This is a genomic window from Streptomyces xantholiticus (genome assembly GCF_014651015.1).
GTDB lineage: Bacteria > Actinomycetota > Actinomycetes > Streptomycetales > Streptomycetaceae > Streptomyces > Streptomyces xantholiticus.
On sequence record NZ_BMWB01000010.1, the window covers coordinates 97757 to 118764 of the forward strand.

A 21008-nucleotide genomic window follows, 5' to 3' on the forward strand; every position below is an offset into this window, starting at 1 on the left:
CGGGTGCTCGAAGCGGCATCGGCCGATCGGTTGACACCCCCGGACCAGGGTCGCGGACGACCTGCGCCCTTGTCCGGAACATGCGCCACCTGGCGGAAAACCACATGAGCGGTGTCAGCGGTGACTCTTAGGCTCGCACCTGATGCCCACCACACATTCGGACACCGAGAACCGCTCCGCCGTGCGTTCGCTCCTGCGGCTGTGGCCGTATGTCCGCCCGGTCCGTACGCGCCTGTTCAGCGCGGCCCTCGTCGCCATAGTGGCCTCGTGCCTGAGCCTCGTCATCCCGCTGGTGCTGAAGTGGATCGTCGACGGCCCGGTCGCCGGTCGGGACCCGGGCGGGGTCTGGTCAGGCGCACTGCTCCTGCTGTTGCTGGGCGTCGCGGAGGCGGTGCTGTTCGGCTTCCGGCGATGGCTGGTGGCCCGGCCGCTCGCGGGCGTCGAAGCGGCCATGCGGGCCGACCTGTTCCGGCATCTGCAGCGCCTTCCGGTCGCCTTCCACGACCGGTGGCCCTCGGGCCAGCTGCTCTCCCGCGGCACCACGGACCTGATGCTGCTCCGGATGTTCCTGGCGTTCCCGCTGACCTTCCTGCTCGTCAACGGCACCACGATCCTCGTCGGATTCGTCATCCTGCTCGGGCAGGAGTGGACCCTGGGACTCGTCCTGCTGGCCCCCGTCGTGCCGCTCGTCGTCGTCTGCTCGCTCTTCGAGGCGCGGTACTCCCTGGTCGCCCGCAAGGCGCAGGACCAGGTGGGCGATCTGACGACTGTCGTCGAGGAGAGCGTCCTCGGCATCCGGATCATCAAGGGCTTCGGGCGGCACCGCAGCCAGGCAGAGGCGTTCCGCAGCCTGTCGGAGCGGCTGCGCGGCACGGAGCTCGGCAAGGCCCGGCTGCTGGGCAGCGTCTGGGCGCTGATCACGATCATTCCCGAACTGGCCATCGGGGCGGCGCTGGTGCTGGGCACGATCCAGGTCGCGGACGGGGGCCTCTCCGCGGGCACGCTGGTGGCCTTCCTGTCGACGGCGCTGGCGCTGCGCTGGCCGGTGGAATCGATCGGCTTCCTGCTGGCCATGGGCCAGGAGGCGGCGACCGCGGCGGACCGGTACTTCGAGGTCCTGGACGCGGAGGAGGAACGCGAGACGTACGGCGCCGATGCGCTCCCTGTCGGGACGACCCCGGGCGGACTGCGCTTCGAAGGCGTCGAGTTCCGTTACCCCGACGCACCCGCGGACTCCGCGCCCGTCCTCGACCGTATCGACCTGCATGTACGCGCCGGGGAGACGATGGCCCTGGTCGGCGGCACGGGCAGTGGCAAGACCACGCTGACCGCCCTCGTACCGCGGCTTTACGAGCCTACCGGGGGACGGATCACGCTCGACGGGCAGGACATCACCGCCATGCCGCGCGAGCGGCTGCGTGAACTGGTGTCGGTCGCCTTCGAGGAGCCGACGCTGTTCTCCGCGAGCGTCGGCGAGAACGTCCTGATGGGCGGCGTGGGAGACGCCAACGACACGCAACTGCGCCGCGCACTGGACATCGCGCAGGCCGGCTTCGTGGACGCGCTGCCGCACGGGGCGGCGACGCAGGTCGGTGAGCAGGGCCTGAGCCTGTCCGGCGGTCAGCGCCAGCGCCTCGCGCTGGCGCGTGCCGTCATCGGCAGGCCGCGCTTCCTGGTCCTCGACGACCCGCTCTCGGCGCTCGACGTCCACACGGAGGCGTTGGTCGAGGCGGCGCTGCGCCGGGTCCTGGCGGACACCACCGCGCTGGTGGTGGCCCACCGCCCGTCGACGGTGATGCTCGCGGACCGGGTCGCACTGCTGTCGCAGGGGCGCATCTCGGCGGTGGGCACCCACCACGAACTACTGCGTACGAACGCGGAGTACGCCTGGCTGATGTCCGGAGCGGACGGGCCGGACGGCCCCGTGGACCTGTTGGACCGGCCCGTCTCCGGCGCGCCGGAGACGGCGGCCGGGGGCCCGGACGCGGCGGAGCCCGCGCGAACGGAAAGGACGGCACGGTGACGACGGGGTCGACGACGGGCGCGACGAGCGGGTCGGATACAGACGACCCGACGGAACGGGCCGAGGACACGGTCGGCGCGTCCGAGCCGGACGGCCCCCCAACCCGGGCAGGCGGACCGCTGGACGGGCCCGATGCCGCAAGCCCGCCGGGCGATGCGGCCGACGACGCCTTCGACAAGGACGCGCTGCCCGCGCCCCCGGGCGCGACGGGGGCGCTGTTGCGGTCGCTGCTGGCGCCCCGCCGCGTCCGTGTCGTGCTCGCCGCCGTACTGCTGCTGCTCCAGCAGGCGGCGGTGCAGTCGGGTCCGCTGCTCGTCGCGTACGCGATCGATCGCGGCGTCCCGGCGTTCCGCGCGCACGACTACGGGCCACTGATCGCCGTCGGCTCGGGCTACGCCCTGTGCGCGGGGGCCGCGGGAGCGCTCCAGTACGCCTTCATCCGCGCCTCCGCCCGGGTCAACCAGGACGTGCTGCTCGATCTGCGCGGCCGGATCTTCCGCCACGCGCAGGCGCTCAGCGTCGACTTCCACGAGCGGTACACGTCCGGCCGGCTGATCTCCCGCTCGACGACCGACGTCGAGTCGCTGCGCGAGCTGCTGAGCGAGGGGCTTCAGGAGCTGATCGGCGTCGTGCTCGCCTTCGCGTACATCTCGGCCGTGCTGCTCTGGCTCGACCTGGGCATCGGCGGCATGGCCGTCCTGTCGTTCGTGCCGCTCTACCTCCTCGTACGCCTGTACCAGCGCCGCGTCAAGGCGGTCTTCATGGCCCGCTCCACAGCGATCGCAGCGGTCATCGTCAAGTTCGCCGAGACCATGAACGGCATCCGCCCGGTGCGGGCCTTCCGCCGGGAGCGGGCCAACGACGCCGACTTCCATGTGCTCAACCACCGCCACCAGCGCCGCAACGGTGACGCGCTGCTGGAGATGGCCCGCTATGTCGTCGGCTCGCGGCTGGTCGCCAACACGGCCGTCGCGGCGATGGTGCTCTGGGGCGCGTACCGCGTCGCGGAGGGCACGCTGGCGCTGGGTGTGCTCGCAGCGTCGGTGCTGTACCTGCGGCGGCTGTACGATCCGATCGACCGGCTCGGGATGTTCCTGAACTCCTACCAGTCGGCGGCCGCCTCGCTGGAGAAGATCGCGGGACTGCTGGCGCAGGTGCCGACGGTTCCCGAGTCGCGCGAGCCCCGTGAGCTGCCGGTGCGCGAGTCCGGCAGGCCGGGCCGCGAGGTCGTGTTCGAGCAGGTCCGGTTCGCCTACCGTACCGGCGGGGAGGTGCTGCCCCGCTTCGATCTGACGATCCCCGCCGGGCAGACCGTCGCGGTCGTAGGCTCGACCGGCGCCGGCAAGTCGACGCTCGCCAAGCTGCTGGCCCGCTTCTACGACCCGACCGAGGGCCGGGTACTGCTCGACGGCACCGACCTGCGCGACCTGGCCGTGCCCGAGCTGCGGCGCGGCGTGGTGATGGTGACCCAGGAGGCGTTCCTGTTCTCCGGGACGGTCGCGGAGAACATCGCGATCGGCCGGCCGGAGGCCTCCCGCGCGGACGTCGAACAGGCCGCGAAGGCGATCGGCGCGCACGACTTCATCGTGTCACTGCCGGAGGGCTACGACACCGACGTGCGCAAGCGCGGCGGTCGCATCTCGGCGGGTCAACGGCAGTTGGTGGCGTTCGCCAGGGCGCTGCTCGCCGACCCCGCAGTACTGATCCTCGACGAGGCGACGAGCTCGCTGGACATCCCCGGCGAGCGTGCGGTGCAGCGGGCGATGGACACGGTGCTGCAGGGCCGTACGGCGGTGGTGATCGCGCACCGGCTGTCGACGGTCGAGATCGCGGACCGGGTGCTGGTGATGGAGCACGGCCGGATCGTCGAGGACGGCCCGCCGGACGAACTCATCGGCGGCGGGGGCCGTTTCGCCGGTCTGCACCGGGCGTGGCGGGAGAGCGTGGTGGGCTGAGCCGGGTGCGGTTCCAAATGAGCCACACCCGGGGAGGCCGTCCGGGCCGGTACGTCCTCCCCGCCCAACCCCTCGTTCACAGATGCAGACCTCCGCGTGAACGGCTGCCGGCTTTTCTCGTCGGGCCCGGGCGAATCCCCGGCCCGGCCCGGGCAACGATCCGCGAAACGTCCGGTTAACGAACATGACCTATCGGGCAACGGACGAATTCCGGCCAACTTCTTGTCGCGCTCCTGACAGACCACGTTCATGGCTGCCACTCTTCCCCCGATCCACGCACCACCGCTCCGCATGCTCTGCCCGGTCGACCCACCCAGCCGACCGGTACCCCCCTCGCAGAAGGAGTCCGCGTGAGACCCACGCATCGCCGGCGCGCCACCGCGACCGGAGCTCTCGTTGCCGCTGCCGCCATGCTCGCCGTCGGCTTCCAGACCGGAACCTCCGCAGCCGCCCAGCCGGCGGCCCCCGCCGCGGCGAAGGCAGGCAAGGCCGACCCCGGCGCCCTGCCCAGGAGCCTGTCCCCCTCCCAGCGCGCGGAGCTGATACGCGAGGCGTCCGCCACGACGGCCGCCACCGCGAAGGAACTCGGCCTGACCGCCAAGGAGAAGCTCGTCGTCCGGGACGTCACCCAGGACCGCGACGGCACCACGCACACGCGCTACGAGCGCACCTACGACGGCCTGCCGGTCCTCGGCGGCGACCTCGTGGTCGCCGAAACCGCGACGGGTACGACCGAGGCGGTCACCAAGGCGTCCCGCGCCACGTTGAGATACGTCGACACCCGCGCCGACGTCGCGCCGGCCACGGCGGAGAAGCAGGCCCTCGGCGCCGCCAAGGCCGAGGGCTCGAAGGAGACGGAGGCCGAGCGGGCGCCCCGCAAGGTCGTCTGGATGGGCACGGGCACTCCCACTCTCGCCTACGAGACCGTGGTCGGCGGCCTCCAGCATGACGGCACGCCGAACGAGCTGCACGTCGTGACCGACGCCACCACCGGCGAGAAGCTCTACGAGTGGCAGGCGGTCCACAACGGCACGGGCAACACCCAGTACAGCGGCCAGGTCACGCTCGGCACGGCTCCGTCGTACACGCTCACGGACACCAACCGCGGCAACCACAAGACGTACAACCTCAACCGCGGCACGTCGGGCACCGGCACCCTCTTCTCCGGCCCGGACGACATCTGGGGCAACGGCTCACCGTCGAACCTGGAGACCGCGGGCGCCGACGCGCATTACGGTGCGGCCCTCACCTGGGACTACTACAAGAACGTGCACGGCCGCAGCGGCATCCGCGGCGACGGCGTCGGCGCGTACTCCCGGGTCCACTACGGCAACGCCTACGTCAACGCGTTCTGGCAGGACAGCTGCTTCTGCATGACGTACGGCGACGGCGCGAACAACAGCAAGCCGCTCACCTCCATCGACGTGGCCGCGCACGAGATGACGCACGGCGTCACCTCCAACACCGCCGGCCTGGTCTACAGCGGCGAGTCCGGCGGCCTCAACGAGGCGACCAGCGACATCTTCGCCGCGGCCGTCGAGTTCCACGCGAACAACGCCCAGGACGTGGGCGACTACCTCGTCGGTGAAAAGATCGACATCCGCGGCAACGGCACCCCGCTGCGTTACATGGACAAGCCCAGCAAGGACGGCTCGTCCAAGGACTACTGGTACTCGGGCATCGGCAACGTCGACGTGCACTACTCCTCGGGCCCGGCGAACCACTGGTTCTACCTGCTCTCCGAGGGCAGCGGCGCCAAGACCGTCAACGGCGTCAGCTACGACTCGCCGACCTCCGACGGCCTGCCGGTGACCGGCATCGGCCGCGAGAAGGCCGCGCTGATCTGGTACAAGGCGCTCACCACCAAGTTCAGCTCCCGCACCGACTACGCGGGCGCCCGCACCGGCACCCTCGCGGTCGCGACGGAGCTGTACGGAGCGAGCAGCGCCGAGGTCAAGGCCGTCACCGACGCCTGGGCGGGCGTAAGCGTCGGCTCCCGCCCCGGAGACGGCGGCGGTGGCGACGGCACGGTCTTCGAGAACACGGCCGACGTGGCCATCCCGGACGCGGGCGCCGCTGTGGCCTCGTCCGTCAACGTCACCGGCCGGACCGGCAACGCCCCGTCCGCCCTCCGGGTCGGCGTCGACATCGTCCACACCTGGCGCGGTGACCTGGTCATCGACCTGCTGGCTCCCGACGGTACCGCGTACCGCCTGAAGAACTCCAGCGGTTCCGACTCGGCGAACGACGTCAAGGAGACCTACACCGTCAACGCCTCCAGCGAGACCGCCAACGGCACCTGGAAGCTCCGCGTCCAGGACGTGGCCCGCTACGACACGGGCTACATCAACAGCTTCAAGCTCACGTTCTGACGCTCCGGAGGCTGATGCCTCCACCTCGATACGGGGCGCTGCCCGGGACGCCGAAGAGGCTCCCGGGCAGCGCCCTTCCACGTCGGCCGGATCAGGAGAACCTCAAGAGGAGGTCATGCACAGGCAAAGAACCGGGACCATAAACCTCCAGAACGGGCACGACGCCCAATGAGTTGATCATGCAGTTGCTACCTCCCGGTAACTTCACTGCCGCCCTGAAAGCAACACGACCACCAGGGCATGCACAACGAAACGGGAGAACCAATGCGCAAGTTGGCCATCGGCGTCCTCACCGCCGGCCTGTTCCTCGCCGGAGCGACCTCTGCGGTCGCCGCGTCGTGGAAGACGATTCCGAAGCTCTCGACCGGGGGCGCGGAGTTCAACAGCGGCCAGTACACCTTCCACCCGGCGGGCACGAAGCACGGCGCGTTCGAATGGAAGGGCAACCTCAAGGACACCGACCACGGCGACGGGCACAACGTCTACGTGCAGGTGAAGGTCGAGGGCTACGACTGGAGCCGCTACAACGGGACCCAGAAGAAGTCCGTCTTCCTGAACAAGCTCAACTGGGCCGCCCCGCAGCGCTACACCGACGACGCCTACATCCGCGTGTGCCGTGACAAGGGTTCGTTCAACCCCGACAACTGCTCACCGACCAAGCACTACAAGAAGTAGGCAGTACCACAGCACGACGCCGGGCCCAGGGGTGCACACCTGGGCCCGCTCGCTTCTAGGGGGAAGCCATCAGCACGTCAATACTTTCCGCCGAAGGGGTCGACCTCTCCTACGGCACCCACCCGGCCGTGCGCGGCGCCCGCCTCACCGTCGACCGCGGTGAGGTGGCCGTCATCACCGGCCAGAGCGGTTCCGGCAAGTCCTCACTGCTCTACTGCCTGGCGGGCGTGCTGCCCGCCGAACGCGGACAGGTGCGGTTCGAGGGCCGCCCCCTCGGCGACCTCGACGACGAGGAGATCAGCGCGCTGCGCCGTGAGCGCTTCGGATTCGTCTTCCAGTACGGCGAGTTGCTGCCCGAACTGACCGTGGAGGAGAACACCGCGCTGCCGCTGCGCCTGGCGGGGATGCGCAAGAAGCCCGCCCTCACGGCCGCGGGCGAGGTTCTCGAACGGCTCGGCCTCGGCGGACTGCGCGAGCGGCGCCCCTCCCAGGTGTCCGGCGGCCAGTGCCAGCGCGTGGCCGTCGCGCGCGCGCTGGTCCACCGCCCGGCGGTCGTGTTCGCCGACGAGCCGACCGGCTCCCTGGACAGCGCCAACGCCGACGCAGTCCTCAAGGAGTTCCTCGAACTGGCCAGGTCGCAGGGCACCGCGGTCGTCCTGGTGACCCACGACCCCGCCGTGGCGGCGCAGGCCGACACCCACTACACGATGTCCGACGGCCGCCTCAGTGCCGAGGGGGCACAGTGAGGGAGTTCCTGCTCGGCCTGCGGCTGCTGTTCAAGGCGGGTCGCGGCAACCGCATCCGTTTCCTTCTGATGGCGGCGGGCGGGTCCGTCGGCGTCTGCTGCCTCGCCCTGGTCCTCACCGTCCCCTCGATCCTCGACGCCCACGACGGCCGTGCCGCCGCCCGCGAGCCGCGGACGTCCTCCGCCGGGGCGTCGGCCGCGCCCCTCGTCCTCCAGCGCTCCGACCCGTACGGCGCGCAGCCCTTCACACGTGTGTTCGTCGCCCGGGGCACGGACAACGGCCGGCCCACGCCGCAGGCCCCGCCCGGAATGCGCGAACTCCCCCGCCCCGGGGAGGTGTTCGTCTCCCCGCGGGTACGCGACCTGCTGCGGGAGCAGCCCGGCATCAAGGGGCGGCTGCCGGGCCGGGTGGCGGGCACCATCGGTGCGGCCGGCCTCGCCCACCCCGACGAACTGTTCGCCTACGTCGGCACCACCCCGGACCGGATCGGTGACGAAGGAAGAGTGCTGGAGGGCTTCGGATACGACTACGCGCCCTTCCCGGCCGTCGAGCCCTCCACCGTCACCAACCTGCGGTTCGCGCTGGGCACTCTGGTCCTGCTGCCGCTCGTCATCTTCCTCTCGGTGTGCGCCAGGCTCTCGGCAGCGGGCCGGGCCCGTCGCCTCGCCTCACTGCGCCTGCTCGGACTGAGCGCCAAGGGCACCCGGCGGGTGAACGCGGCCGAAACGGTCACCGCGGCGCTCATCGGCGCGCTCCTCGGACTCGGCGAGTACTGGCTGCTCAACCAGGTCATGTCCCGGACCGGTCTGCCCAGCCTGCGGTGGTACCCGCAGGACGGTGCCCTGACCCTGACGACGACGGCCGTCTGTCTGATCGGCTGCCCGGCGCTGGCCTGGCTCACCGGACGGGCCGGCGGACGCGACGCCGCGGCCACCCCGTTGGCGGTACGGCGCACCGCGGTACCGAAACCCCCGTCGAAGTGGGGCGGACTGCTGCTGGTGACCGGCCTCGGCATCGTGTCCGGCTACTGCGCCACCGACCTCGCGGGCCGGCCCGCGTCGAACCTGGGCCTGAACGCGCCGCTGGTCCTGGCCGGGGTGGTCCTCACCGGGGTCGGCCTGGTCATGACGCTGCCGCTGATCTCGTACTCGGTCGCGCGCCGGGTCGCGCGGTCGACGAAGTCCCTCACGCTCGGTCTCGCGATGCGGCGCAACGAGGTGGAGCCCGGCAGCACCATGCGGGTCGTCACCGGTCTGGTCACACTTGTCTTCGCCGCGTCCTTGGCCCAGGGTGTTCTGATCCAACTGGAGCAGGTCACCCGCCCGTCGGGGCCGACCCAGGACTACGCGCTCCCCCTGTCCGGGATCAGCGAACGGCAGCGGCACGAAGTGGCCGATGTCCCAGGGGTGCGGGCCGCCGCGATGACCATGGAATCATGGGTGGACCTCGAATCGGACAGCGAAGCGATGGTGTCGCAGGCCACCGCGCTCGTCGCCACGTGCGATCAACTGGAGCGCCTGGTGCGGCGGTCGGAGGGCTGCGTGGACGGGAAGGTGCTGCGGCTCACGGACCCCAACTCCAGCCAGGATCCGGGTGTCGTGCCCGGCGCCACGTTCCCCTACCGGATGGAGGGTCCGGGTACGGCCACGGGCCGGCAACTGGACATCACCCTGCCGTCCGAGACGATCGTGTTCAGTGCCCACAACCCCTCCGCGGTCGGTTCGGCGGCCCTGCTCGTCCCGCCGTCCATGCTTCGCGACGGCGCACGCCCCGAGTCCGCCCGGCTCGTACTGACCAGCGGCTCCGACCCCGACGCCGTCCGCTCGGTCCTCGACGGCATCGGGGCCGTCGTCCCGACCGTGGAGATCGATCCGATCGGAATCAACATCCAGGGGCTCCGGCAGATCTCCGTGATCGAGACCCTGCTGGCGCTGGGCATGATCATGGGCCTTGCCATCGGGGCGGCGGCCTTCGTCGTCTCCGTCACGGACCGGGCGGTGGAGCGCCGCCCCCAGGTCACGGCGGTCACGCTCCTGGGGGCGCGGGCCCGGACCATGCGGACCGTCCAGTGCGTACAGGTGGTGGTGCCGCTCGGCATCGGCCTGGCCCTGGCCCTCGTGCTGGGCAAGCTGGCCGAGTCCTGCTACCTGATCACCGCGGGCGGCGACGTCCAGTGGGACCTGGCCGGCGTGCCGGTGCTCGGGGCGGCCGCGGCGGGCGTGGTGGCGGTGGCGGCGCTGGCGACCCTCCCCCTGGTGGGCCGTCGGATCAACCCGGAACTGATCCGCCGTGACTGACGGGATGTCCAGGCCGGCGGCATGATCGGGGCCGCCGGCACATCCCCCTGCCCGAGCTCGCGCCCGTACGCGTCCTGCCCGCCGGCAGCAAGACCGTAATGCGCCGGGGTGCGGGCGACGCTCTCCGCCGGCAAAGGAATCGAGGTCGTCGCGGAGGAGCTGCGGCGGGGCGGCGCCCCGTAGCCGGCGATCCTGGCGTGCGAGGCGGGACGTAAGGGACGAGCGACAACCGATGGTTGACGATTGCTGATTCGTCAACCTATGGTTGTCACATGGCAGATCCAGTCCGCATGACTCATCCCGTCCGGCTCGACGATCTGATCGAGGCCATCAAGAAGGCGCACACCGACGCGCTCGACCAGCTCTCCGACGCCGTCATCGCGGCCGACCACCTGGGCGACATCGCCGACCACCTCATCGGCCACTTCGTGGACCAGGCGCGGCGTTCCGGTGCTTCCTGGACCGACATCGGCCGGTCCATGGGCGTGTCCAAGCAGGCCGTCCAGAAGCGCTTCGTCACCAAGGAGTCCGACCAGCCGCTGGACCTCGACCCCAGCCAGGGCTTCGGGCGCTTCACTCCGCGCGCCAGGAACGTGGCCATGGCCGCACAGAACGAGGCCCGCTCCGCCGGCAACGCCCAGGTGGGCCCCGAGCATCTCGTGCTCGGCCTGCTCGCCGAGCCCGAGGGGCTCGCCGCCCGGGCCATCACCGCCCAGAACGTCTCCCTCGACATGGTCCGCGGCTCCGCCACCACGGCGCTGCCGGCTCCCTCGGAGGAGCTGCCCGAGGTCATCCCCTACGACGCGCGGGCACGCAAGGCACTCGAGCTCACCTTCCGCGAGGCCCTGCGCCTCGGCCACAACTACATCGGCACGGAACACGTCCTGCTGGCTCTCCTGGAGGCGGAGAACGGCGCCGGTCCACTCTCCGGCCTCGGCCTGACCAAGGAGACCACCGAGCGGCACATCGCCGAGATGCTCGCGCCCTACCTGGACGCACAGCAGCAGTGAGCGGGCCATGTCCCCACTTTCCGTCAGGGCCCTGACCAGGGGACCTTTTGGTAAAGCGGGGGCATACACACAGAACGGAGGCGGGACCGGCTCACGGACCTGGCCCTGTGGGCGGTCCCGGCCGGCCCGTACTGCCCAAGTCCGATCCGGCCGACAACAGGTCGTGGTGGTGGCTCGATGTCGGCGTCCCACTGGCCGGCGTCGCCGTACTGCTGTGCCGCGCCCGGCCGTTGCTCTCGCCGGTCATCGCGCTCGCCCTCAGCGGGTGCCAGAGCCTGGAGCTGTTCACGCCCTCCTGCGGCAGCGCTGTTGGCTTCGGCCCCATCACGGTCACCGTACGGCCACCGCCGGGTCGGCCCTGTTCACCTTCACCTGATGCCCCTTGTCGGCGAGGTGGCCTCGGCGGGGCAGGGCCGAGGCCACCGTGGTGGTGCGTCCGTACGGGACTACTTGATGCCGAGGAGCTGCTCCAGCGGATCGATGGCGAAGTAGACGAGGAAGAGCGCCGCGGTGGCCCAGAGCAGCCAGTGGACTTCGCGGGCCTTGCCCAGGCACGCCTTGATGACCACGTAGGCGATGAAGCCGGCGCCGATGCCGTTGGTGATGGAGTACGTGAACGGCATGACGACGATGGTCAGGAACGCGGGGACGGCGACGTCGTAGCGGTCCCAGTCGATGTGCTTGACCTGGGTCATCATCAGGAACCCGACCGCGACGAGCGCCGGCGACGCGGCCTGGAGGGGCACGATCGTCAGGAGCGGGGCGAGGAAGAGGGCGAGAGCGAACAGGCCACCGGTGATGAGGTTGGCGAAGCCGGTCCGAGCGCCTTCGCCGACACCGGCGGCGGATTCGATGTAGGTGGTGGCCGACGACGCGGAGGAAGCGCCGCCGGCTACGGCGGCGGCACCGTCGATGAGTAGAACGCGGCCCAGGTCCGGTACCTGGCCCCGCTCGTCGAGAAGCCCTGCTTCGGCGGTGACGCCTACGACGGTGCCCATGGTGTCGAAGAAGTCGGACAGGACGAGGGTGAAGACGAGCAGGACGACGGTCAGTACGCTGACCTGCCCGAACGAGCCGAAGAGGTCGAAGTTGCCCAGGAGCCCGAAGTCGGGGGCGGCAAGGGGCTTGTCGGGCAGAGAGGGCGAGGTCAGGCCCCAGGACTTGATGTCGGCGACCTCGTTGACGACGACGGCGACGACGGTCATCAGGACGATGCTGATGAGGATGGCGCCCTTGACCTTGCGGGCGAGGAGCACGATCGTCACGAGCACACCGAGGCAGAAGACGAGCATGGGCCACCCGGTGAGGGTGCCGGTGCCGAGCTGTACGGGCACGGTGGTGTTCGCGGCGTCCGGGATGCGGGTGACGAACCCGGCGTCCACGAAGCCGATGAAGGCGATGAACAGGCCGATGCCGACACTGATGGCTTGTTTGAGTGGCTGCGGGATGGCGTGCATGATGGCCTCACGCAGGCCTGTCACCACCAGTGCGCAGATCAGCAGGCCTTCGAGCACGATGAGGCCCATCGCGTCGTCCCAGCTCATCAGCGGGGCGACCTGGAAGGCCACGACGGCGTTGATGCCGAGGCCCGCGGCGAGGGCCAGCGGCAGGTTGCCGCCCACACCCATGATGACGGTCATCACCGCGGCCACCAGCGCCGTGGCGGTGACGAGTTGACCGGCGTCCAGCTGCTCGCCGAACTTGTCCTTGGCGCTGCTGAGGATGATCGGGTTGAGCACGAGGATGTACGCCATGGTGAAGAACGTGGCGAACCCGCCGCGTATCTCCCGGCCGTATGTCGAGCCACGTTCACTGATGCGGAAGAACCGGTCGAGCGAGCCGCTCGCTCCGGTGGGCGGCGCACCGGCCGGGCTTGTCGCGCTGGTCTGCATGACTGCGTCTCCTGGGGCCTACAACTTTGGGAGGGGAAAGCCTGCCGGTGCCGCCCGAAGCCCTCGAAAAGGCAGTTGTGCGAACACACATGCGGCGCCCTGGGAGCGGATCATACGTGTCGTGGCGTGGTTCACAACTGCCCCATCTTCAAGGCTGGTTGACTGCCCGAAACCACCCCTGTCGGTTCCTACGAAATCATCGGCGACCTATCCCTCAAAACGGGATGCAGACGACTACTGCCGTGGAGTAGCCAGGAGTAACCACTTACTCTCTGTCCGTGCATCCACCGCTGCCCTTCAACGCGCGCGCTGCCCGCACCCTGCGCGAGAAACTCGGGATGGCCCACGGCCACGTCGCCTACGGCATGCGCGCCTCCTACGGAATGACCCACATCACCCCCGACCACATCGCCGCATGGGAACGCGGCGTGGCCCTTCCCACCGCCGACGAACTCACCGCCCTGGCAGGCGCCCTGTGGTGCGCCCCCCGCGAACTCATGGGCCGCCCCCGCACCTTGCGCGAGCACCGGCTCGCCCGCGGGCTCCCCCTCGAGGACGTCGCCCGCGCCACCGGCCTCGGTATCGACGCCTACCACTACATGGAAGAGACCGGCCGATGGACCGGCGACAGCCGGCAGTCCGTCGCACTCGGCGGCGTCCTCCAACTGCCCCCGCGCGACTTCATCGCCATCACCGGGCTCCAGGAGGAACTGGCCCGCCTCCTCACCGAAGCCGTCTCCACCCGCTGGCAGGCCCACATCCGCGCCATCGCCGCGCTCGTCTCGATGGAACGCCGCGACTTGAAGGACCCCCTGCGCGCCATGCACCAGGAGTACCAGACCCTCATGGCCGCCACACTCAGCCGAGCCGGCGGCACCACGGCCTCCGGCGAGGACGGGCGGCGCTACCTCGACGAGATCGTCGACACCTTCTGGGAGCGACTCCCGTGACCTGACGCGCCCGGCCCGTGACCAGCGGGCCATGAAGAAGAGCGCCCTCTGCCCGGAAGTTTCCGGACAGAGGGCGCACGCCGGTCGGCGCCGTCACCGCAGCAGGACGCCGCCCGCCCCCTCGCCCGTCGCCTCCGACGGCACTGCCACCAGCCCCAGTTCCGCGCCCACCGGGACCAGCCGGTGCGAGGGCAGGATGCGGACCGTGTAGCCGAACGGCCCCGTGCGGTCCAGGGCCAAGGGCCCCTCGTACACCCAGCGTCCCTCGAGGTCCGGCCCGCCGGCCGGCTTCAGCGGGAAGGTACGGGCGTCTCGGATGGCGTCGTCGGAGTCGACGCGGCCCGCCACCACCTGCACCTCGACGTCGTCCGGCCGCAGTTCACCGAGCGCTGCCCGGACGCGCAGCGTGAGGGTGGAACCGAGACCGGCCGTGGCCGCCGCGCCGGCGGCCGCGTCCTGGTCGACGGCTTCCACATGGTCGACGGCCACCTGCCGCCACGCCGAGCGGACCCGGGACTTCCAGGCCGCGAGTTCCTGGGCGCTGGTAGCGTCCATGGACCGGTGCGCCTGTGCCGCCGGCGCGTAGAGCCGCTCCACGTACTCGCGCACCATGCGGCCCGCGAGCACCTTGGGGCCCAGCGTGGTGAGCGTTCGGCGGACCATCTCGATCCAGCGGTCCGGCAGGCCGCCGTTGCCCCGGTCGTAGAAGCGCGGGGCGACCCGCTCCTCGATCAGTGAGTACAGCGCCGCCGCCTCGAGTTCGTCGCGGCGGTCCTCGTCGGTGGACGCGCCGTCGGCGGTGGGGATCGCCCAGCCGAAGTCCGGCTCGTACCACTCGTCCCACCAGCCGTCGAGGACGGACAGGTTGAGGGAGCCGTTCAGCGCGGCCTTCATACCGCTGGTGCCGCACGCCTCCAGGGGGCGCAGGGGATTGTTCAGCCAGACGTCGCAGCCCGGGTAGAGCTTCTTCGCCATCGCCATGCCGTAGTCGGGCAGGAAGACGATGCGGTGGCGCACCCTGGGGTCGTCGGCGAACCGCACCAGCTCCCGCACCAGCCGCTTGCCGCCGTCGTCGGCCGGGTGGGCCTTGCCGGCGACGACGATCTGGATCGGCTGGGTGGGGTGCAACAGCAGCTCGGTCAGCCTCTCCCGGTCGCGCAGCATCAGCGTGAGCCGCTTGTACGAGGGCACCCGGCGGGCGAACCCGATGGTGAGCACGTCCGGGTCCAGTACGCCGTCGATCCAGCCGAGTTCGGCCGAGCCCGCCCCGCGCTGGCGCCAGGAGGCGCGCAGCCGGCTCCGCACTTCGTGGACCAGTTGCTCGCGCAGCGACCGGCGCAGCTCCCAGATGTCGGCGTCGGGGATGTCGCCGACGGAGTCCCAGCGTCCGGAGCCCCCCACGGTCAGCGCGTCCTCCGCACGGGCCGCGCCGATCTGCCGGGCGCCGAGACGGAACACCTCGGGCGCCACCCAGGTCGGGGCGTGCACGCCGTTGGTGACGGAGGTGATGGGCACCTCCGCGGCGTCGAATCCCGGCCAGAGTCCGGCGAACATGCTGCGGCTGACCGCGCCGTGCAGCTCGGAGACGCCGTTGGCGCGCTGCGCGAGCCGCAGGCCCATCACGGCCATGTTGAAGAGGCCGGGCTCGCCGCCCGGGTAGGTCTCCATGCCGAGCTGGAGCACCCTGTCGACGGGCACACCCGGCAGTTCGGCGCCTTCGGCGAAGTGGCGGGCGACGAGGTCGCGGTCGAAGCGGTCGATGCCGGCCGGCACGGGGGTGTGGGTGGTGAAGACGGTCCCGGCCCGTACGGCCTCGAGCGCGGCGTCGAAGCCGAGCCCGCTGCCTCCGTGCTCGGACGCCTCGCCCAGTTCGCGGATGCGTTCGAGACCGAGGAAGCCGGCGTGGCCCTCGTTGGTGTGGAACACCTCGGGCGCGGGGTGACCGGTGAGCCGGCAGTACGCGCGCACCGCCCGTACGCCGCCGATGCCGAGCAGCATCTCCTGCAGCAACCGGTGCTCGCTGCCGCCGCCGTACAGCCGGTCGGTGACGTCGCGGGCGCCGGGGCCGTTCTCCTCGATGTCGGAGTCGAGCATCAACAGCGGTACCCGGCCGACCTGGGCGACCCAGATGTGCGCGTGCAGCGAACGGCCGCCGGGCAGCGCGAGGGACACCCGGGCAGGGGCGCCGTCCGCCTCGCGCAACAGGCTCACCGGCAGCTCGTTCGGGTCGAGCACGGGGTAGTGCTCCTGCTGCCAGCCGTCGCGGGACAGCGACTGGCGGAAGTAGCCGTGGCGGTAGAGCAGGCCGACGCCGATGAGCGGTACGCCGAGGTCGCTGGCCGCCTTGAGGTGGTCGCCGGCGAGGATGCCGAGTCCGCCGGAGTACTGCGGCAGGGCGGCGGTGACGCCGAACTCGGGCGAGAAGTAGGCGATGGCGGCGGGAAACGCGGCGGCGTCGGAGCCGCCGTCACCACCGTGGGACTGGTACCACCTGCGGCCGTGCAGATAGTCGTCCAGGTCGTCGGCGGCAGCGGTGAGCCGGCGGAGGAACCGCCGGTCCTTGGCCAGTTCGGCCATACGGGTGGCGGAGACGTTCCCGAGGAGCCGCACGGGGTCGCCGCCGACGGCCTGCCACCCCTCGGGATCGACGCATCGGAAGAGCTCTCGGGTCTCGGTGTGCCAGGACCAGCGCAGATTGCGTGCGAGATCGCTGAGCGGCCCGAGCGGTTCGGGGAGGACGGGGCGGACGGTGAATCGACGAATGGCCTTCACAAGTTCCACCTTCGCAGGGGAGGTACGCATCCGAGGGGACGCACGACGGTGCGTCCTTTTCCGTCATTTCCGACGGTATCGGTCCGCGCCGACGGTAACCACGGCGCACGGACGTACACCGGGCGCGTTGGGGCACCCGGCGCGTAAACGGCCGTCAGAAAAGACCGGTTCCGGCCTCGTGTCGGACCGGTCTCTGCTCGTGTGTCTTGTGCGACCCCGTACGTCCTAGTAGTTAACACATCACCGGATTGCCCACCCGAAGGGTGTGGGAAGGCTCACCCGGTATGCAGGCACGAGACCCCTCGATCGGCCTCCCTACCGTCCACCCGAGTGAACGCGGACAGGAGCGGACATGCCCTCAGGCCGCCAGTCACCGACTCAGCAGATACAAATGAAACCCAGTCAAATGAGACCTGGCCCGCACAAACGAGACATTCCGCTCCATCCGACCTGCCCGCACAGCCCTCAGGTGATGTTGTGAACTCGCTCATCGGTCGCATCCCCGTCCTGGACGTACGCCCACTCGTCGACTGCGGCAGAAGGCCCGCCAAAGCCGTGGCGGGTGAGACCTTCCAGGTCACCGCCACGGTCTTTCGCGAGGGCCATGACGCCGTCGCCGCCAATGTCGTGCTGCACGACCCGAAGGGCCGCCCCGGACCCTTCATCCCCATGCGGGAACTCGCCCCCGGTTCCGACCGGTGGGGAGCGGACGTCACCCCCGCCGCAGAAGGCCGCTGGACCTACACCGTCGAGGCCTGGAGCGACCCCGTCGCCACCTGGCGCCACCACGCCGGCATCAAGATCCCTGCCGGGATCGACACCGAACTGGTGCTGGCCGAAGGCGCGGAGCTGTACGAGCGTGCCGCGGCCGGGGTCCCCAAGAAGGACGGCCGGGAGGCCGTGCTCGCCGCCGTCGACGCGCTGCGCGACACGGCACGGCCCGCCGAGGCGCGGCTCGCCGCGGCGCTCGCCGCCGACGCGCACGCCGCCCTTTCCCGCCATCCGCTGCGCGAGCTGCTCAGCGCCTCGAAGCCGCTGCCCCTCCAGGTCGAGCGGCGACGGGCGCTCTACGGCTCCTGGTACGAGTTGTTCCCCCGCTCGGAGGGCGCCGTCGTCAAGGAGGGCGAGCCGCCGGTCTCCGGCACCTTCCGCACCGCCGCGGAGCGACTGCCCGCCGTCGCCGCCATGGGCTTCGACGTGGTGTACCTGCCGCCGGTCCACCCCATCGGCACCACCCACCGCAAGGGGCCGGACAACACCCTCGCCGCCGGCCCCGACGACGTCGGCGTGCCCTGGGCGATCGGCTCCGCCTTCGGCGGGCACGACGCCGTACACCCCGATCTCGGGACGCTCGCCGACTTCGACCACTTCGTGACGGCCGCCCGTTCGCTGCGCATGGAGGTGGCGCTCGACTTCGCCCTGCAGTGCTCCCCCGACCATCCCTGGGTCAAGGAGCACCCCGAGTGGTTCCACCACCGGGCCGACGGCACCATCGCGTACGCGGAGAACCCGCCGAAGAAGTACCAGGACATCTATCCCATCGCCTTCGACAAGGACATGAAGGGCCTGGTCCGCGAAACCGTGCGGGTGCTGCGGTTCTGGATGGACCACGGCGTACGGATCTTCCGCGTCGACAACCCGCACACGAAACCGGTCGTCTTCTGGGAGAAGGTGATCGCGGAGATCAACGGCTCCGACCCCGACGTCATCTTCCTGGCGGAGGCGTTCACCAGGCCGGCGATGATGCACACCCTGGGTGCCATCGGCTTCCAGCAGTCGTACACCTACTTCACCTGGCGCAACACCAAGCACGAACTCACCGAGTACGTCACGGAGCTCTCCGGCGACGCCGCCTCCTACATGCGGCCCAACTTCTTCGTGAACACCCCCGACATCCTGCACGCCTACCTCCAGGAAGGCGGCCGGCCCGCCTACGAGGTCCGTGCGGTGCTCGCCGCGACCATGTCCCCCTCCTGGGGCCTCTACGCCGGCTACGAGCTCTGCGAGAACGTCCCGCTCAGGCCCGGCAGCGAGGAGTACCGGCACTCGGAGAAGTACCAACTGCGGCCGCGCGACTGGGAGGCGGCCGAGCGTGAGGGCCGTACCATCTCGCCGCTGATCACCACGCTCAACCGGATCAGGCGCCGGCACCCCGCCCTCCAGCAGCTGCGCGACATCCATTTCCACCACATCGACAACGACCGGATGATCGCCTACTCCAAACGCTCCGGGTCCGACATCGTCCTCGTCGTCGCCAACCTCGATCCCCACCACACCCAGGAGGCCACGGTCTCGTTGGACATGCCGCAACTCGGTCTCGAGGGGGACGAGACCGTACCGGTGCGCGACGAGCTCACCGGCGAGACCTATCACTGGGGCAGGGCCAACTATGTGCGCCTCGAGCCGGGCAGCGCGCCCGCGCACGTCCTCACCCTGCGACCGTCCCAGCAGACCGGAGGGTCACCCACATCATGATCGTGAATGAGCCCGTCCACGACACGTTCGAGGACACACCCGCGCGCGACCGCGACCCCGACTGGTTCAAGCGGGCCGTCTTCTACGAGGTCCTGGTCCGCTCCTTCCAGGACAGCAACGGCGACGGCGTCGGCGACCTGAAGGGCATCACCGCCAAACTGGACTATCTGCAGTGGCTGGGCGTGGACTGCCTGTGGCTGCCGCCGTTCTTCAAGTCACCCCTGCGGGACGGGGGTTACGACGTCGCCGACTACACCTCCGTACTGCCCGAGTTCGGCGACCTCGCCGACTTCGTGGAGTTCGTCGACGCCGCCCACCAGCGCGGCATGCGCGTCATCATCGACTTCGTCATGAACCACACCAGCGACCAGCACCCGTGGTTCCAGGAGTCCCGGACCGACCCGGACGGGCCCTACGGCGACTACTACGTCTGGGCGGACGACGACAAGCAGTACCAGGACGCGCGGATCATCTTCGTGGACACGGAAGCGTCGAACTGGACCTTCGACCCGGTGCGCAAGCAGTACTACTGGCACCGGTTCTTCTCCCACCAGCCGGACCTCAACTACGAGAACCCCGCGGTACAGGAAGAGATCATCTCCGCGCTGCGGTTCTGGCTGGACCTGGGCATCGACGGCTTCCGGCTGGACGCCGTGCCGTATCTGTACCAGGAGGAGGGCACCAACTGCGAGAACCTCCCGCGCACCCACGCCTTCCTCAAGCGGGTCCGCAAGGAGATCGACACGCACTACCCGGACACCGTGCTGCTGGCCGAGGCCAACCAGTGGCCGGAGGACGTCGTCGACTACTTCGGCGACTACCGGGCCGGCGGCGACGAGTGCCACATGGCCTTCCACTTCCCGGTGATGCCGCGGATCTTCATGGCGGTGCGGCGTGAGTCCCGCTACCCGGTCTCCGAAATCCTGGCCAAGACGCCGTCCATCCCGAAGAACTGCCAGTGGGGCATCTTCCTGCGCAACCACGACGAACTCACGCTCGAGATGGTCACCGACGAAGAGCGCGACTACATGTACGCGGAGTACGCCAAGGACCCGCGGATGCGCGCCAACATCGGCATCCGCCGCCGGCTCGCCCCGCTGCTGGACAACGACCGCAACCAGATCGAGTTGTTCACCGCGCTGCTGCTGTCGCTGCCCGGCTCCCCGATCCTCTATTACGGGGACGAGATCGGGATGGGCGACAACATCTGGCTCGGCGACCGGGACGCCGTGCGCACCCCGATGCAGTGGACCCCCGACCGCAACGCGGGCTTCTCCTCCTGCGACCCGGGGCGGCTCTACCTGCCGACCATCATGGACCCGGTCTACGGCTACCAGGTCACCAACGTCGAGGCGTCGATGTCGTCGCCGTCGTCACTGCTGCACTGGACCCGGCGGATGATCGAGATCCGTAAGCAGAATCCGGCCTTCGGGCTCGGGTCCTACACGGAACTCCCGTCGTCCAACCCGGCCGTGCTCGCCTTCCTGAGGGAGGCCCCCTCCAAGGAGGAAGGAGGAGACGACCTGGTGCTGTGCGTCCACAACTTCTCGCGCTTCGCGCAGCCGACGGAGCTCGATCTGCGGACGTTCGCCGGACGGCATCCGGTGGAACTCATCGGCGGCGTGCGGTTCCCGCCCATCGGTCAATGGCCGTATCTGCTGACCCTTGCGGGCCACGGTTTCTACTGGTTCCGTCTGCGCAAGGACGCGAAAGCCGTCGCGAACAAATCCTGACGTGTCCACGAGGGGGACCGAACCGGTCCGAAAGGCGCCCCCTACTCCGGCGGGGCGGTTTCCGCCGCCCCGCATCGGGCACTCCCCCCTCATCCCCGCGCGCCGCCG

The 21008-nt window shown here is 70.2% G+C and carries 12 protein-coding genes; 10 read left to right on the forward strand and 2 right to left on the reverse strand.

The window, feature by feature from the left end; all coding sequences use genetic code 11:
- The first annotated feature begins 142 nt into the window (after nucleotides 1–142).
- The 7 genes from IE198_RS17340 to IE198_RS17370 all read left to right on the forward strand — a co-directional run bounded on the left by IE198_RS17340 (nucleotide 143) and on the right by IE198_RS17370 (nucleotide 11078).
- Nucleotides 143–2023, forward strand: a complete 1881-nt coding sequence (locus IE198_RS17340) for an ABC transporter ATP-binding protein (protein WP_189887442.1) — start codon at nucleotides 143–145, stop codon at nucleotides 2021–2023.
- 119 nt (nucleotides 2024–2142) lie between these two features.
- Nucleotides 2143–3978, forward strand: a complete 1836-nt coding sequence (locus IE198_RS17345; RefSeq protein ID WP_189887628.1) for an ABC transporter ATP-binding protein — start codon at nucleotides 2143–2145, stop codon at nucleotides 3976–3978.
- Nucleotides 3979–4328: 350 nt separating this feature from the next.
- The gene (locus IE198_RS17350; protein WP_189887444.1) at nucleotides 4329–6350 is read left to right on the forward strand and encodes a M4 family metallopeptidase; all 2022 of its coding nucleotides are present in this window, start codon (nucleotides 4329–4331) and stop codon (nucleotides 6348–6350) included.
- A gap of 264 nt (nucleotides 6351–6614) precedes the next feature.
- The gene (locus tag IE198_RS17355; protein WP_229834031.1) at nucleotides 6615–7025 is read left to right on the forward strand and encodes a hypothetical protein; all 411 of its coding nucleotides are present in this window, start codon (nucleotides 6615–6617) and stop codon (nucleotides 7023–7025) included.
- 128 nt (nucleotides 7026–7153) lie between these two features.
- On the forward strand, nucleotides 7154–7771 hold the full coding sequence (locus IE198_RS17360) for an ABC transporter ATP-binding protein (protein ID WP_229834034.1): 618 nt from the start codon (nucleotides 7154–7156) through the stop codon (nucleotides 7769–7771).
- Nucleotides 7768–10068: an ABC transporter permease gene (locus IE198_RS17365; protein ID WP_189887446.1), complete on the forward strand. Its 2301-nt coding sequence runs from the start codon at nucleotides 7768–7770 to the stop codon at nucleotides 10066–10068. The genes IE198_RS17360 and IE198_RS17365 overlap by 4 nt, the downstream gene beginning before the upstream one ends.
- A gap of 272 nt (nucleotides 10069–10340) precedes the next feature.
- Nucleotides 10341–11078 carry a Clp protease N-terminal domain-containing protein gene (locus IE198_RS17370; RefSeq protein ID WP_189887448.1) on the forward strand — a complete coding sequence of 246 codons (738 nt, stop codon included), beginning with the start codon at nucleotides 10341–10343 and terminating at the stop codon, nucleotides 11076–11078.
- A gap of 446 nt (nucleotides 11079–11524) precedes the next feature.
- Here IE198_RS17370 and IE198_RS17375 read toward each other — a convergent pair whose 3' ends face one another.
- Complete coding sequence (locus IE198_RS17375; RefSeq protein ID WP_189887450.1) at nucleotides 11525–12970, reverse strand: NCS2 family permease; 1446 nt, start codon at nucleotides 12968–12970, stop codon at nucleotides 11525–11527.
- Nucleotides 12971–13248: 278 nt separating this feature from the next.
- Here IE198_RS17375 and IE198_RS17380 point away from each other — a divergent pair, with 278 nt between their 5' ends.
- The gene (locus tag IE198_RS17380) at nucleotides 13249–13920 is read left to right on the forward strand and encodes a helix-turn-helix domain-containing protein (protein ID WP_189887452.1); all 672 of its coding nucleotides are present in this window, start codon (nucleotides 13249–13251) and stop codon (nucleotides 13918–13920) included.
- A 93-nt stretch (nucleotides 13921–14013) separates the two neighbouring features.
- On the opposite strand, the gene glgP is transcribed toward IE198_RS17380, so the two are convergent.
- Nucleotides 14014–16692 carry an alpha-glucan family phosphorylase gene (gene glgP / locus IE198_RS17385; RefSeq protein WP_189887453.1) on the reverse strand — a complete coding sequence of 893 codons (2679 nt, stop codon included), beginning with the start codon at nucleotides 16690–16692 and terminating at the stop codon, nucleotides 14014–14016.
- 477 nt (nucleotides 16693–17169) lie between these two features.
- Between glgP and IE198_RS17390 the strand changes: the two genes are divergently transcribed.
- Both IE198_RS17390 and treS read left to right on the forward strand, forming a co-directional pair.
- Nucleotides 17170–19167, forward strand: coding sequence for an alpha-1,4-glucan--maltose-1-phosphate maltosyltransferase (locus IE198_RS17390; RefSeq protein WP_229834035.1), 1998 nt, complete (start codon nucleotides 17170–17172; stop codon nucleotides 19165–19167).
- Nucleotides 19164–20900 (forward strand): maltose alpha-D-glucosyltransferase, encoded by a 1737-nt coding sequence (treS, locus tag IE198_RS17395; protein ID WP_189887455.1) that lies wholly within the window; start codon nucleotides 19164–19166, stop codon nucleotides 20898–20900. Before IE198_RS17390 ends, treS begins: the two co-directional genes overlap by 4 nt.
- Nucleotides 20901–21008 lie beyond the last annotated feature (108 nt).